Source organism: Candidatus Oscillochloris fontis, from assembly GCF_004138135.1.
Classification (GTDB): Bacteria; Chloroflexota; Chloroflexia; order Chloroflexales; family Chloroflexaceae; genus Oscillochloris; species Oscillochloris fontis.
Genome location: NZ_RYFD01000075.1, coordinates 1 through 13,017, shown reverse-complemented (window position 1 = coordinate 13,017; position 13,017 = coordinate 1). Strand labels below are relative to the sequence as shown.

Genomic DNA, 13,017 nt, shown 5'->3' with positions numbered 1-13,017 from the left:
CACAACCCCGCACAACCACACTCGATTGGGAAGATGCACCCCCACGGGCGTCGGCAGGAATGCCGGCGCCCGTGGGGGTTTGTGTGTTGGTGGGGGGAACGGGGGCGCACAACGACGTGACGTAGCGACGCAATATCTTGCGTCGCTACGCCACGGCCCCACCGGCGACGCAATATCTTGCGTCGCTACGCCACGGCCCCACCGGCGACGCAATATCTTGCGTCGCTACGCCACGGCCCCACCGGCGACGCAATATCTTGCGTCGCTACGCCACGGCCCCACCGGCGACGCAATATCTTGCGTCGCTACCTACCCGATCTCCTTGCGCAACCGCTCCAACCCGGCATCAATATCGGCAAAACCCTGTTGCAGATCGCTCAACTGGCCGCGCTGGGAACGTACAAACCGGGTGAAGGGTGCGTTGCGCTCGTGAACCTGGTTGACCGAGCGTTCCACTTCACGCTCGAACTGGGTCATGACGCTGTTGCGCAACTGCTCACGCAGCACCCCTACCCGCTCGCGTAGCGCCTTCTTGGCCTGACGCCGCTTGGCGGGTAGCAGCGCAAACCCACCCGCCGCTACCAGCGTCGCCGCCATAATCCCGGTGACATCCAGCAACGCGGTGTGGAAGAGCGCTACCAGGAGTGTCCCCAGGCCCACCGCCCCCACCTCGGCCAGCGCGGTGGCGGCCACCGAGGCGCGTACATCATCGGCGAGGAGTTGCGACTCAATCTCTTTGTCGTAGCTGGCTACTACCTCGCTCGCCGCCCGCCCCACCGTCTCCAACATCGTGCGCCGGTTGTAGTCGAAGTTGCCGCCCACCGAGCCGATGATCTTGTTGCTGTGCTGCGAGGCGCGCCGCTTGATGTATTCGTCGTTGCTCTGCTGGAGGCGCAGGTTCTTCTCGACCATCCAGTCAATCAGCGTGTGCATCTTCTGGTCAATCTGTTCGCTCACATTCCCCACCACCTCGCGCTCAAAGGCGGAGCGCAGCAGATCACCGCGCATCAGGTCGCGCAGACGGCTGATGCGGATATGCTCCTCAAAGAAGTAGTCGCCGCGATCCACCAGATCGCGCATAATCACATCAATCTCATTGAGGTAGTACTGCACATCATTCTTCAGATCCTCGCGGTAGAGCGTCATCTGCTGCTCGATATTCTCGATGGTAACGAGATCCTCGCGCAGGGTTTCGAGCAAACCTTCGGTGGCTTGCAGGTACTTGGAGGAGAGGCGTTGGGCTACGCCGAGTGGCGAGAGCAGCTTGAGCCGCACCCGCATCTCCTCATCCAGATGATCAACCACATACTCCTCAACCGCACTGAAGCGGCTGTTGGCCCAGAGTTCCTCGCCCTCCTCGCCGCCGGTGCTACGTGAGCGCAGCGCCTCACGCGCCGAGACCGGGAAGATGTCGGGGGTGATCCCCAACAGATCCCGCGCATTCTCGCGAATGAAGCTCAAAACCTGCTCCAACTCTGGCGGGCTGAGAATATCAATCTTATTCAGAATGATGACAATCTTTTTGCCCCACTCTTTAATGATCGCCAGGAAGTTGCGCTCACTCTCGGTAAAGGGGCGATCTGCCGAGGTCGCAAAGAGCACAATGTCGGCGCGCGGAATAAACTCCCGCGTCAGTTGTTCGTGCTGGCGGATCACCGCATTGGTGCCGGGGGTATCCACAATATTGAGCTGGCGCAGCACCTCGGCGGGGTAGGTATGCACCCGCAGGCCATTGGTGCGCAACTCACTCGCCACCTCTTCCCCATACTGCAAGAGCGTAATCGTATCGGTGGTGGGCGTCACCCCTTCGGGCAGCACCTGGGTACCGAGCAAGGCATTGAGGAAACTCGACTTCCCAGCATTAAACTCCCCGGCCACAACAATCAGGAACAACTCATCAAGATGCTCCAGAATATCGTTCAGCGTGCGCACATCACTGGGATCAGTATCAGCACCGAAGCGCTCGAAGGCAGCCCGCAGGCGCATGATCAACCCACGCAACTCGTTGAGCAACTCTTCCTGCTGTTCGGTGATCAGGCGTTTGCGCTGAAATAGGCCGCTTGTGAACATCATAAGTACGCCTCGGCAATCAAAGAAGGCCAGATTTATTCATGTGATCGAGGATTCACCCATCCCCGTGCGTAGTGCGCCTAGATCCCGGATCGGGTCAGCACGACCACCACCGCTGCGGCGATCAGGGCCAACCCGATCAGCACATAGATGATCGCTGCCCACAGATCCCCCCCAACCATCCGTCGGGGGCGTCCGGGCATCTCAATGCGTTGCCCACGCCAATAGGTGACGCGCCCACCACCAGCGCCGATCCGGCCCAACCCAGCCGCCCGCCACGCCAAGGCCAGCAATCCACCCCCGCTCACCCCTAGGGTCAGCGTGATGATCGGCCACGGCAGCGTGCGTCCATTCGCCAGAATGACGAGGAAGACGATCACGATGATCCATTGATTGAAGGAGAATCCACGCATATGGCTTGTATCATACCATACTGGATACTGCTTAGGGCATAGGCCAAGTAGGGGCGAAGCATCGCCTGCGGACGCCCCACGGGGTTGGGGGTTCATGGTGGGCGATGCTTCGCCCCTACCCCCGCCCCCACGGGGTTGGGGGTTCATGGTGGGCGAAGCATCGCCCCTACCCCCGCCCCCACGGGGGTGGGGGTTCATGGTGGGCGAAGCATCGCCTGCGGACGCCCCCACGGGGTTGGAGGTTCATGGTGGGCGATGCTTCGCCCCTACCCCCGCCCCCACGGGGTTGGGGGTTCATGGTGGGCGAAGCATCGCCTGCGGACGCCCCACGGGGTTGGGGGTTCATGGTGGGCGATGCTTCGCCCCTACACCCGCCCCCACGGGGGTGGGATGCCACTGGCAATGTTCTCAGACACAAAACGCCGCGTCAGTTATGACGCGGCGTAGATATTGGTGGGCCCCCAGGGACTCGAACCCTGAACCAATTGATTAAGAGTCAACTGCTCTACCATTGAGCTAGAGGCCCGTTCACGAGGGGTGAGTATAGCCGAGGTTGCCCGATCTGTCAACTGCGTTTGACGCACCAATAGGGCGGGGCGTAGAATAGGAGATAGATAGTATGAACACCTGTCATCTTCTTGTATAGTGAGAGAATAATCATGCAGATCGTAGTTCGGAGTGGAGATATTGGACGTGAAGCGGGCGATCTGGTCGTGCTCGCACAGATTGAGGGGCAGCCGTTGCCCGCTGAGGTAGCGGGTTTGTTGGAGGCGGATGACTTCTCTGCCAAGCCCGGCCAAGCGGTGCTGCTCTATCCGCGTGGGGCCATCGCGGCCCGCCGTCTGCTGCTGCTCGGTATGGGAACCGCCGAAGCACTCCAGGCCGATGCGGTGCGGCGCGTGGCGGCCCTCGCAGCCCAGAAGGCGCAAGAATTGAAGTTGACCAGCTTTACGCTGGCGCTCCCCGCTCATCTCGATCTGCCCCCCGCTCAGATTGGCCAAGCCTTTGCTGAAGGGGCTGAGTTGGGAACCTATCGCTATCTGCGTTATAAGACCGACACCAATAACCTGACCGAAGTTGCCAGCGCGACGCTCTTGGCGGCGGCTGAACCTGAAACGGTGCAGATCGGGGCTTCCGTGGGGCAGGCGGTGGCGCAGGGGGTGACGCTGGCGCGCGATCTGGCCAATGGGCCGGGGAATGCGATCACGCCCACGGTGCTGGGTGAGGTGGCCCTCGATCTGGCGCAGCGCTATGGTTTTAAGGCCACTGTCCTCGATAAAGCCCAACTGACTGCGCAGGGTTTCCATGGTATCCTCGCGGTTGGCCAGGGTTCGGCCCAGGAACCGCGCTTTATTGTCTTGGAGCACGGGCAGGCCGCAGCGGGGGTTCCCACGATCTGTCTGGTCGGCAAGGGCATTACCTTCGACACCGGCGGGATTAGTATTAAGCCCGCCGAGAAGATGGACGACATGAAGATGGATATGGGTGGCGCGGCGGCGGTGCTCGGTACTATGCAGGCCGTCGGCGACCTCAAGTTGCCACTGCATGTGGTCGGGATCATCTGTTCTGCCGAGAATATGCCCAGTTCCACCGCCTATAAGCCGGGTGATATTGTCAAGACCCTGAGCGGCAAGACGATTGAGGTGCTCAATACCGATGCCGAGGGGCGGATTGTGCTCGCCGATGGCCTCTTCTATGCCCAGCGCTACCAGCCCACGGCGATCATTGATCTGGCCACCCTCACCGGCGCGATGATGGTGGCACTGGGTGGCTTCGCTACCGGCATTATGGGCACCAGCCAACCCCTGGCCGAGCGCCTGATTGCGGCGGGCGAAACATCGGGCGAGCGCGTCTGGCAGTTGCCGCTCTGGGACGAGTACCGCGATGTGATGAAGAGCGACATTGCCGATCTCAAGAATACCGGCGGGCGCTATGGTGGTGCGATCACCGCCGGTGGATTCCTGGCTGCCTTCGTCGGTGATTGGCCCTGGATGCATCTCGATATTGCCGGGACTGCCTGGGTTGAACGGCCCACACGACCCTATATGGCCAAAGGAGCCACTGGCGTCGGCGTGCGGTTGTTGATTGAACTCCTGCGGAGTTATGTCTAGGAACTGATTCAGAAGAGTATGGCATGTACAACGTCCTTGGGGCTGCACCCCAAACCTTCATTGTTGGTGTTGTTTGGCGGCGCAGCCGCCCCCGAACCTCCACTGGAAGTGACTGTGTCTATATCCTGACCAAAAGAGGCCCCGGATGAAGGATGATGATCGCTTTCTGGTCCGTTTCTGGGGTACACGTGGGAGTTTCCCGGTGCCTGGACCAAGTACGTTGCACTTCGGGGGCAATACTACCTGTGTTGAGGTTCAGGCTGGCCCACATACCCTGATCCTGGATGCCGGGACGGGGATCATTAATCTGGGGTATGATCTGTTGCGGCGGGCGAAGGAGCAGGGGGGCATGGCGATCCGCGCAACTCTGCTCCTCACCCATATGCACCACGATCATACCCAAGGGTTCCCCTACTTTCCCCCTGCCTATTTGGGTACGAGCGTGCTCTATATTCTGGGGCCACGCACCTTTGAGCAGGATCTGGAAGAGACACTCAATCACGCCGTTCTGCCACCGAGTTTCCCGGTGAGTTTGCACGAACTACCCTCGCTGAAGGTGGTGCGCAGCCTGCGCGAGACCGATACGATTCTGATTGATGGTAACCATGCTGAACCGCAGATCCTGAATATCTACCGCGATGCGCTCAATATTGGCCCCTCAACGCTACGGATACGCATCCTGAAGAGCTATGCCCATCCACGCTATGGGGTCTATATCTATCGCATCGAATGGCGTGGGCGCTCGGTCGTCTTTGCCAGCGATACCGAGGGCTATGTGGATATTGATCAGCGTCTGGTCAATTTCTCCCGCAATACCGATCTGATTATTCATGATGCGCAGTACACCGCCGATGACTATCTGAGTAAGCAGGGCTGGGGCCACAGTACCCCCCAGATGGCCTGCGCAGTAGCCAAGTTGGCCAACGCACGTCGCCTCGTTCTCTTCCACCACGAGCCACGCTACGATGATGCTCAGATTGCACGTTTAGAAGCAGAAGCCCAGCAGATCTTCCCCAATACGCAGGCCGCGTTTGAAGGAATGGAGATTGGGTTGTAGGAGGAGCAATGGAGTTCCAGAGCAATGTAGCAATCATCACCGGTGCAGCCCAAGGCATTGGGCGTGCAGCGGCCTTGGCGTTTGCGCGTGAAGGTGCCGCAGTGGTGGTGGTTGATGAAGATAGCGCCGCAGTGCAAGCCGTGGCCGAAGGAATAACTTCGTGGGGCGGGCGGGCGCTGGCGCTCACCGCTGATGTCGCCAATGAGGCCGATGCGGCACGGGTGGCGGCGGAGACGGTCGCAACCTTTGGCGGGATTGACATCCTGATCAATAGCGCCAGCCTTCAGTTAGCGGGGAGTGTGGAGAGTACGCCCCTGGATCTCTGGAATCGGATGATCGGTGTTAACCTGACCGGAGTCTACCTGATGGCGCGCGCCGTGCTACCCGAACTGCGTCGCCACGGTGGCGGGGTGATCATCAATGTCGCGGCGCTCCACGCCCTACGCGGTGAGACCGGCTGGGCGGCGTATACCGCCAGCAACGGGGGGGTGGTCGCGTTGAGCCGCGAGATGGCGCTCGACTATGCCAGTGAGGGGATTCGGGTCAACTGTGTCTGCCCAGGGATGATTGATACCCCCATGCTGCGCGCCTCGGCGCGCCATGAACGACGGGCCAATCCCGATGAACTCCTCCAAAGCTGGGCCGCACGTCAACCGCTGGAGCGCCTGGGTAGCCCCGAAGAGATTGCCGACCTTATTCTCTTCCTCGCCAGTTCACGCGCCAGCTTCATTACTGGCAGCGTCTACACCGCCGACGGCGGTCTTAGTGCAGGCTTTTAAGATGATTACCGTTCAGATTCGATTCTTTGCTGGCCACCGCGATATCGTTGGCCAGACGAGCCAGACCCGCCAGATTGAACACGGCACCACGATTGATCAACTCTGGCACGCTGTGGTGAAGACCTACCCACAACTGGCACACTATACAGGACGGTTGCTCTACGCCATCAACCAAGAATTTGCCACGCCAGAACAGGTCTTGTGCGACGGTGATGAAGTGGCGTTCATTCCACCGGTGAGTGGAGGGGCACCCTTCTCACCCTTTCGTATCAGTCGGGAAAGAATTGATCCCGCAGCCCTGGTTGCGTATGTACAGACAGCCGAAGATGGTGCGGTGGTGACCTTTGCGGGGGTAGTGCGCAACCATAGTGGCGGGCGGGCCACGGCATACCTGAACTATGAGGCGTATACTGACATGGCCACTGCCGTGCTCGTGCAACTGGCTAGCGAAGCCCATCAGCGCTGGCCCATCGGGCGGGTGGCGATACACCATCGGATTGGTCGGCTCAACATTGGTGAGACAGCGGTCGTGGTGGTGGTGGCCGCGCCGCACCGCGAAGCCGCATTTGCCGCCGTAGCCTACCTCATGGATCGGATCAAGGAAGTGGCTCCGATTTGGAAGAAGGAATTTTGGGCTGATGGTGAAGCCGAATGGCGTGCGTGAGGTGAGTCTGCTATGCCCGAACTCCCCGAAGTAGAGATTGTAGCTCGCTCACTCGCCGCGCAGGTGGTGGGGCGGCAGATTATGGGGATAGAGAAACTCGACTGGGAGCGCATGGTCGAGACGCCCGATCTGTCCGATTTTCGTGCGCTGATCGTTGGGCGCACGATCCTGGCGGTGGGGCGGCGCGCCAAGTGGCTCCTTGTGCATCTCGATGCGGGCTGGACTCTCGCAATCCACCTGCGCATGTCGGGCAACCTGATCGTCTACGGGCCAGCCGAAACGGTTGATCAGCATACCCACTTGGTGCTCAGCCTTGATGATCAGCGCCGTATCTTCTTCACCGATCCACGTAAGTTTGGCCGGGTGCGCCTGCTTGATGCGATTGGCCTCAAACTCCTTGATGCTGCACATGGCCCCGAACCGCTGGATACCCAGTTTACGAGCCACGATCTGGCAGCAATTCTGGCCCAACATCGTACCAAACTGAAGCCACTCTTGCTTGATCAGGCCGCAATTGCCGGATTAGGCAATATCTACGCCAACGAAGCCCTCTGGATCGCGCAGTTGCACCCGCTCTTGCCCGCCAACCAGACCCCCGCTCACCAAGTACACGCCCTCCACGCCGCGATCCAACGGGTACTGCGTGAAGCCATCCACAATCAGGGGAGTTCCCTGCGCAACTACCGCAACAGCTATGGCGAAGCGGGCCACAATCAAGAGCATTTCCATGTGTATGATCGCACTGATCAGCCTTGCGAACGCTGTAGCACACCAATTAGCCGCGTGGTTGTGGCCCAACGCAGCACCTTCTACTGTCCACACTGTCAACGTCTAAATTAGGTGAGACATGCCAGAACATCTGATGCTGATTGAAGACGATCTGGTGCTCCAAGTCTCGTTGAGTGCCATGTTGCGCCGCGAGGGCTACACCCTGCTCGTCGCCCGTAGTGTTGCTGAAGCGCATACCCTGCTCGAACGCGAACACCCGATAGTGGTGTTGCTCGATCTTGGCCTGCCCGATGGCAGTGGCTTTGATGTACTAAGCCAGATCAACCAATCACCCGCCCGCCCGTTAGTCATCGTTACTACCGCCAATGATTCGATCAGTACGGCGGTTAAGGCGCTGCGCTTGGGAGCCTTCGACTTTTTAACCAAACCGATCAATAACAACCTGCTGCGTAACGCTATCCGTCGAGCCGTAGAGCATTACCGGTTGCGGCAATCGGCGCACGAGATCGAATTGTTGCGCGCCCATGAAGAGGCCATGCGGGCGACGGCGCGAGCCGCTGCCCACCACATCAGCCAGCACCTCACGGTAATCATGGGCGAGACCCAGTTGTTACAAGAGGAACTGAACGACCCGGAAGTGCGTTCTAGCCTCGAACGCATTCTTCGCGCCACCGAGCAGGCCGCCCAAACCCTGGCCGATCTGCGTTCGGCACGCCATTTTGTGATCAAGGAAGTACAAGCGGTTGAACCCATCCTTGATCTGCATGCGGCTGCGGGCCAAAACCTACGTTAGCCACGTGCCATCTGCCAACGACCGCCTAGCTCCAATTTGCTGCGCTCAGCATAGAGGCGATCGGTTAAGGCACGCACGAGCGGAAATTCATCCACCAGCGCTCCTTCATCCTCCCAGAACTCATGCAGCGCCCGGCTCCCGGCACGTTCATAGGCCAGTGCCTGGGCGAGCATCTCAAGGTGATCGAGTGCCTTGACCAGTCGTGCCTCCTCCGAACCACCGCTACAATACTCATCCCATAGCACGAGGTACTCATCAGCCTGGGGCAACCCCGCAAAAAGTTCGAGCATCGCCCGCCGTTCCGCCTCGCGCTTGGCCGTTGCCCCAAACAAACGTCGCGCCGAAGCCGGCAGATCGCCGATCAGCGCCTCGGCAATATCGTGCAACAACGCAATCGCCAGTAAGCGCCCACGATCAATCCCTGGTTGTTGGTCACCTATGAGCATAGCCAGTGAAGCCACCGCAAAGGTATGCTCGGCAATACTCTCCACATCGCGCATGCCGCGCTGAAGCCAACCGGTACGAGGTAGAAGTTTGAGACTCATCAGCCGACTTTGAAGCTCGAAGAGTGCCGAAACGTGGGGATTCGTGTCCATTACGCCTTCCTCCGCTGCGTTGTATGGGAGAGACGAAAAGAGCCTGCGCACGCGCAGGCTAGGTACGTAGCTTCGTAGTAGTTGCCTGGAAACAAATTATCGCACTGAAGAGGATGAGAGTCAATGCTATAATCTGCTTCAAGAGTCAGATCTAGAGGCACACCCTATGCCAACACCAGAAATCGCCCAACGAGTTCGGATCTATCTAAGTCAGGATGATGCATGGGAGGGGCAGCCACGCTATGTGGCCATGCTCGACCGTCTGCGCACGATTGGAGCCACCGGAGCTACCGTACTGCATGCGTTGGCCGGGTTTGGCCCCGGCCAGCGCGTGCGCCCCGGTAAGATCGAGCGCCCCGATCAGCATCAGTCGGTGGTGCTGGAGTGGATTGACCGCCCGGATCGGGTGGCGCGGCTGCTCCCACTGATTGAGGATCTCTTAGCCCAAAGCCTCGTGACTATTGAGGAGGTACCGCTCTACCGCGCCGTGCTACGCGGCAGTGGTCCACTCAAGGGCGACCGCACGGTGGGCGATATGATGCGTAGTCCCGCCCCTATGGCCAGTACCGAAGCGACGATCAGCACAGCCCTTGCCCTGCTGATCAAGCATCGCCTCTCGGCCTTGCCGATCAGCGATGCCGAGGGCCGCCTGGCCGGGTTGATCTCAGAACAAGATCTGGCGTGGCGGATCGGGTTGCGCCTGCCGCTCAACCTCTTTGGCCAACTGACCCCCGCTGAGCGTGATACCCTCGTGGCCCCGCGCATCAATCGCCCCATTAACGAAGTGATGAGTGCTGAACCGCGTAGCGTCTCGATCTTCACCAGCCTCTCCCAAGCCCTTGTCACTATGATCGAATGGGGTTACACCCATGTCCCCGTCGTGGATCGGGAAGGGAAGGTGGCAGGCATCATCGGCCAAGAGGATGTCCTGCGGGTCGTGGTTGAACAGGAACCCAGCGTCTCTAGCACGGTCACCGCCGCCGAACCACCCACCACCGTGGCTATGGTGATGCAGACGCTCACCCCACAACTGGGCCTGGGGCAGCCGTTGGGACTGGCACTCGATCAATTGGTAGCTAAGCCTACCCGGTGTATCCTCATCACCGATAGTGCGGGAACCTTACGCGGCACACTCGATCTGGGTGGGGTGCTACCGCAACTCAGCACTGAGGTGCGTGCCGCACTGATGATTGCACTCCATACCCCGCAGCCGGGTGTGTTCAAAACCAGCCAACTGCTCGACGCTTTCGTGCAACCTGACCCGCCTAGCTTGCGCCCGGAGATGCCAATCAGCCAAGCTGCCCAACGCTTACTTGCGTTGGGCCACGAGAGCCTCCCCGTGGTGGATAACGAACAACGATTGTTGGGTATAATAGCCCGTGGTGGCCTCATCCGGGCTATTCTGCAACAGAGTGAATGACATCTCTAGCGGTGCAGGTCCATTGTGACCACACCTCCTTATCAATCATGCAAAAGACCTTCTTGATCACTGGTGGTGCGGGGTTCCTTGGCATTAACCTCGTGCGCTACCTGCTTGAACGTGGCCATACCGTGCGCAGCCTCGATATTGCCACCTTCGACTACCCTGAACGCGACCGCGTTGATGCCCAGATCGGCGACATCCGTGACCGGGCTGCGGTTGACCGGGCCATGCAGGGGGTTGATATTGTTGTCCATACGGCGGCAGCACTGCCCCTCTATAAGCCAGAAGACATCTTCTCCACCGATATTGACGGCACGCGCAATGTGCTCCAATCAGCCTTGGAACACAAGGTTGAGCGCGTGGTGCATGTCTCCTCGACAGCGGTGTATGGTATCCCCGACCACCACCCGCTGATTGAGACCGACAAGATGGATGGGGTCGGCCCCTACGGTCAGGCCAAGGTGAAGGCCGAAGAGGTGTGTCTCGACTATCGCCAGCGCGGCTTGTGCGTCCCCATCCTGCGCCCCAAGTCCTTCATCGGGCCGGAGCGGCTGGGCATCTTCGCCCTGCTCTACGACTGGGCCAAGGATGGCAAGAACTTCCCGCTGCCCGGTAACGGCAAGAACCGCTACCAGTTGCTCGATGTGGAAGACCTGTGTGACGCGATCTATCGCTGCGCTACCCAAGACGTGGCCAAGGTGAACGACACCTTCAACGTCGGGGCCAAGGAGTTTACCACGATCAAAGAGGACTTCCAGGCCGTGCTGACCTATGCGGGCAAGCGCAAGAAGATCATCACCTTCCCCAGCGCCCCGATGGTGCTGGCACTCAAAATTCTCGAAGCGCTCAAGCTCTCACCGGTCTACAAGTGGGCCTACGGCACCGTCACCGAAGACTCGTTCGTCTCGGTGGAGAAGGCCGAGCGCATCCTGGGCTTTGCGCCCAAGTACTCCAACAAGGATGCGCTGATCCGCAACTACCAGTGGTACATTGCCCACGAAGCCGATTTCAAGGGGTCAACCGGGGTCTCGCACCGCGTCCCCTGGAGCCAGGGCATTCTCAAGATTGCCAAGTTCTTTTTCTAGGAGGATCTTTATTTTGGAGGGCCGCAGGCCCCCGGAAAAATCTTGCTTGCTGGGGTGGTGTTTGGCGGCGTAGCCGCCAAACACCACCCCAGCAAACTCTTCACCTAGCGATAGCGACGAACAATCAACTGAATCAACTCACTGGTTGAGCGCCCCGCCGCATAGGGCAACAGCCGTACCTCGGCCCCATAGGCCAACGCCACCCGTGCCTCTGGCAAACGAGCCAGATCGGGCGTTGCGTGCTCGTCCTGTGCATAATCCCCACCCTTCACATACACCTCTGGGCGCAACAATTCCACCACATGCTCGGCAGTTGGCTCAGTAAAGAGCGTCACATAATCTACTGCACGCAGCGCCGCCAGCAGTGTTGCGCGGTCGGCCTCTGGTGTGAGCGGTCGTAACGGCCCCTTGATCGCCTGCACCGAAGCATCGCTATTCAACGCCACCACCAGACAATCACCCAAGGCACGAGCCTGTTGAAGATAGGCGACATGCCCCGCGTGTAACAGATCAAAGACCCCGTTGGTCAGTACCATGCGTAGCCCTTGATCACGCATCGTGCTGCGCAACACCAGAAGATCGGCGAGCGGTGTGAGCATAAGGTTGGCTCCTTACTGTTTGGTGGTGTTTGGCGGCGCAGCCGCCAAACACCACCAAAAAAAGATCTTCGGGGGCAGTGTAACTGCCCCCGAACCTCCACCGGAGGTACCCTATCCTACCAAATTTGCAAGAACCAGAAGCCTATGCTAGAATACGCGGGCTGAGTTCACACAGTTCAATTTTGGGTGTGTGGACACGCCGGCGTAGCTCAATTGGCAGAGCAACGGTTTTGTAAACCGTAGGTTCAGGGTTCAATTCCCTGCGTCGGCTCCATGGTGCCTGGGTCGGTACCGAAGCGGTCAAACGGGGCAGACTGTAAATCTGTTGGCTTGCGCCTTCGCAGGTTCGAATCCTGCCCGGCCCACCACGGAGTGTAAGGGTTAACAGACAAAGATTGTTGTACAGGCTTTGTCTGTTAACCCTTACCGCGAACACGCCTACGTAGCTCAGTTGGTAGAGCACGTCTTTGGTAAAGACGAGGTCACGGGTTCAAGTCCCGTCGTAGGCTCCAGATGTGTAGATGGCGAGGTGATCGCATTGCCTCGCCCGGTTGCTCGTGCCGATTTCTTCGGCACGAGCGGCGCGTTTTATTGCGCTTTCCCCGAAGGAGACACGTATTTATGGCGAAGCAGAAGTTCGAGCGCACCAAGCCGCATATTAACGTCGGCACGATTGGCCACGTGGACCACGGCAAGAC

The 13,017-nt window shown here is 59.4% G+C and carries 12 protein-coding genes and 4 tRNA genes; 11 read left to right on the top strand and 5 right to left on the bottom strand.

Annotation, left to right across the window (positions count from 1 at the left end; translation table 11 throughout):
- Positions 1-309: 309 nt before the first annotated feature.
- The 3 genes from EKD03_RS17365 to EKD03_RS17355 all read right to left on the bottom strand — a co-directional run bounded on the left by EKD03_RS17365 (position 310) and on the right by EKD03_RS17355 (position 3,009).
- Positions 310-2,073: a dynamin family protein gene (locus EKD03_RS17365; RefSeq protein ID WP_129633595.1), complete on the bottom strand. Its 1,764-nt coding sequence runs from the start codon at positions 2,071-2,073 to the stop codon at positions 310-312.
- A 77-nt stretch (positions 2,074-2,150) separates the two neighbouring features.
- A complete protein-coding gene (locus EKD03_RS17360; RefSeq protein ID WP_129633593.1) occupies positions 2,151-2,483 on the bottom strand; it encodes a hypothetical protein in 333 nt (110 codons plus the stop codon).
- A gap of 451 nt (positions 2,484-2,934) precedes the next feature.
- Positions 2,935-3,009: transfer RNA gene (locus EKD03_RS17355), tRNA-Lys, on the bottom strand.
- Positions 3,010-3,142: 133 nt separating this feature from the next.
- On the opposite strand from EKD03_RS17355, the gene EKD03_RS17350 reads away from it, so the two are divergent.
- The 6 genes from EKD03_RS17350 to EKD03_RS17325 all read left to right on the top strand — a co-directional run bounded on the left by EKD03_RS17350 (position 3,143) and on the right by EKD03_RS17325 (position 8,616).
- Positions 3,143-4,594 carry a leucyl aminopeptidase gene (locus tag EKD03_RS17350; protein ID WP_129633591.1) on the top strand — a complete coding sequence of 484 codons (1,452 nt, stop codon included), beginning with the start codon at positions 3,143-3,145 and terminating at the stop codon, positions 4,592-4,594.
- A 145-nt stretch (positions 4,595-4,739) separates the two neighbouring features.
- Entirely contained in the window at positions 4,740-5,651 is a 912-nt protein-coding gene (locus EKD03_RS17345; protein ID WP_129633589.1) for an MBL fold metallo-hydrolase, read from the top strand.
- A gap of 8 nt (positions 5,652-5,659) precedes the next feature.
- Positions 5,660-6,430 (top strand): SDR family NAD(P)-dependent oxidoreductase, encoded by a 771-nt coding sequence (locus tag EKD03_RS17340; protein WP_129633586.1) that lies wholly within the window; start codon positions 5,660-5,662, stop codon positions 6,428-6,430.
- A 1-nt stretch (position 6,431) separates the two neighbouring features.
- Positions 6,432-7,094 carry a molybdopterin converting factor subunit 1 gene (gene moaD / locus EKD03_RS17335; protein ID WP_129633584.1) on the top strand — a complete coding sequence of 221 codons (663 nt, stop codon included), beginning with the start codon at positions 6,432-6,434 and terminating at the stop codon, positions 7,092-7,094.
- Between the two features lie 12 nt (positions 7,095-7,106).
- Positions 7,107-7,934, top strand: a complete 828-nt coding sequence (mutM, locus tag EKD03_RS17330; protein WP_129633582.1) for a bifunctional DNA-formamidopyrimidine glycosylase/DNA-(apurinic or apyrimidinic site) lyase — start codon at positions 7,107-7,109, stop codon at positions 7,932-7,934.
- Positions 7,935-7,941: 7 nt separating this feature from the next.
- Entirely contained in the window at positions 7,942-8,616 is a 675-nt protein-coding gene (locus EKD03_RS17325; protein ID WP_129633580.1) for a response regulator, read from the top strand.
- Here EKD03_RS17325 and EKD03_RS17320 read toward each other — a convergent pair.
- A complete protein-coding gene (locus tag EKD03_RS17320) occupies positions 8,613-9,212 on the bottom strand; it encodes an HD domain-containing protein (protein WP_129633578.1) in 600 nt (199 codons plus the stop codon). The genes EKD03_RS17325 and EKD03_RS17320 overlap by 4 nt on opposite strands.
- 166 nt (positions 9,213-9,378) lie before the next feature.
- On the opposite strand from EKD03_RS17320, the gene EKD03_RS17315 reads away from it, so the two are divergent.
- Together EKD03_RS17315 and EKD03_RS17310 are read left to right on the top strand one after the other, a co-directional pair.
- On the top strand, positions 9,379-10,632 hold the full coding sequence (locus EKD03_RS17315) for a DUF190 domain-containing protein (protein WP_129633576.1): 1,254 nt from the start codon (positions 9,379-9,381) through the stop codon (positions 10,630-10,632).
- Positions 10,633-10,679: 47 nt separating this feature from the next.
- On the top strand, positions 10,680-11,720 hold the full coding sequence (locus EKD03_RS17310) for an NAD-dependent epimerase/dehydratase family protein (RefSeq protein ID WP_129633574.1): 1,041 nt from the start codon (positions 10,680-10,682) through the stop codon (positions 11,718-11,720).
- Positions 11,721-11,824: 104 nt separating this feature from the next.
- Here EKD03_RS17310 and EKD03_RS17305 read toward each other — a convergent pair whose 3' ends face one another.
- Positions 11,825-12,319 (bottom strand): adenylyltransferase/cytidyltransferase family protein, encoded by a 495-nt coding sequence (locus EKD03_RS17305; RefSeq protein ID WP_129633572.1) that lies wholly within the window; start codon positions 12,317-12,319, stop codon positions 11,825-11,827.
- Between the two features lie 198 nt (positions 12,320-12,517).
- On the opposite strand from EKD03_RS17305, the gene EKD03_RS17300 reads away from it, so the two are divergent.
- The 3 genes from EKD03_RS17300 to EKD03_RS17290 all read left to right on the top strand — a co-directional run bounded on the left by EKD03_RS17300 (position 12,518) and on the right by EKD03_RS17290 (position 12,831).
- Positions 12,518-12,593 (top strand) — tRNA-Thr (locus EKD03_RS17300).
- An 8-nt stretch (positions 12,594-12,601) separates the two neighbouring features.
- Positions 12,602-12,687 (top strand) — tRNA-Tyr (locus EKD03_RS17295).
- A 68-nt stretch (positions 12,688-12,755) separates the two neighbouring features.
- Positions 12,756-12,831, top strand: a tRNA-Thr gene (locus tag EKD03_RS17290).
- Positions 12,832-13,017 lie beyond the last annotated feature (186 nt).

Bases quoted from the DNA above. Each gene is read 5' to 3' on its own strand.
- EKD03_RS17360 (WP_129633593.1), bottom strand. From the start codon at position 2,483: ATGCGTGGATTCTCCTTCAATCAATGGATCATCGTGATCGTCTTCCTC.
- EKD03_RS17350 (WP_129633591.1), top strand. From the start codon at position 3,143: ATGCAGATCGTAGTTCGGAGTGGAGATATTGGACGTGAAGCGGGCGAT.
- EKD03_RS17315 (WP_129633576.1), top strand. From the start codon at position 9,379: ATGCCAACACCAGAAATCGCCCAACGAGTTCGGATCTATCTAAGTCAG.
- EKD03_RS17365 (WP_129633595.1), bottom strand. From the start codon at position 2,073: ATGATGTTCACAAGCGGCCTATTTCAGCGCAAACGCCTGATCACCGAA.
- EKD03_RS17320 (WP_129633578.1), bottom strand. From the start codon at position 9,212: ATGGACACGAATCCCCACGTTTCGGCACTCTTCGAGCTTCAAAGTCGG.
- EKD03_RS17310 (WP_129633574.1), top strand. From the start codon at position 10,680: ATGCAAAAGACCTTCTTGATCACTGGTGGTGCGGGGTTCCTTGGCATT.
- mutM (WP_129633582.1), top strand. From the start codon at position 7,107: ATGCCCGAACTCCCCGAAGTAGAGATTGTAGCTCGCTCACTCGCCGCG.
- EKD03_RS17305 (WP_129633572.1), bottom strand. From the start codon at position 12,319: ATGCTCACACCGCTCGCCGATCTTCTGGTGTTGCGCAGCACGATGCGT.
- EKD03_RS17325 (WP_129633580.1), top strand. From the start codon at position 7,942: ATGCCAGAACATCTGATGCTGATTGAAGACGATCTGGTGCTCCAAGTC.
- moaD (WP_129633584.1), top strand. From the start codon at position 6,432: ATGATTACCGTTCAGATTCGATTCTTTGCTGGCCACCGCGATATCGTT.
- EKD03_RS17340 (WP_129633586.1), top strand. From the start codon at position 5,660: ATGGAGTTCCAGAGCAATGTAGCAATCATCACCGGTGCAGCCCAAGGC.
- EKD03_RS17345 (WP_129633589.1), top strand. From the start codon at position 4,740: ATGAAGGATGATGATCGCTTTCTGGTCCGTTTCTGGGGTACACGTGGG.